General features: G+C 40.1%; 1 protein-coding gene. It reads right to left on the bottom strand.

The features are described from left to right. Positions 1-506: DEAD/DEAH box helicase family protein (locus ACFIM8_RS09460; protein ID WP_375614867.1), on the bottom strand; the 506-nt coding region annotated here is incomplete at both ends.

Here is a 506-nt window from a genome sequence, read left to right as displayed (position 1 = left end):
AGGGAGGGTACCAGAAACAACACACGCTTGCCAGTTCCTGCTATGTGTTCTGCTATCTTAAGGCTAGTGAACGTTTTTCCTGTTCCACATGCCATAATCAGCTTGCCACGGTCTGCTTCTTGCAAACCTTCACAGACTTTCTCAAGAGCTTCTTTTTGATGATCTAAAAGCTTTTTTTTAGGTTGCTCTTTAAGGGTAGCTTCACCTTTTTCTTTATAAGCCCCCCAATCAATTTGACTGTTTTCTAAATCAAACAGATTAATCTGTTGAATACGAACCTCTTGACCATCACAAGTGTTGTTAGCATTATCACTCCAATTGCTTTCGGTGCTATCAACCAAAATACGGCGCGTAAAAATCTTTTTCCCAGAGGTAGCGATAAAGCTATCAATATCTTCTTTTTTAATTATGTGAGAAGCATCATAGCATTTACATTGAATAGCCGCATAACCTCCTTGATCACGGATTGTAGCGACCAGATCAATGCCGATATCACGTCCATCTTC

This window comes from Bartonella sp. AC535YNZD, assembly GCF_042196625.1.
In the GTDB taxonomy this organism is placed as follows: domain Bacteria; phylum Pseudomonadota; class Alphaproteobacteria; order Rhizobiales; family Rhizobiaceae; genus Bartonella.
Note: the sequence above shows the minus strand (reverse complement) of the source record. Positions and strands in the feature narration are given on the sequence as shown.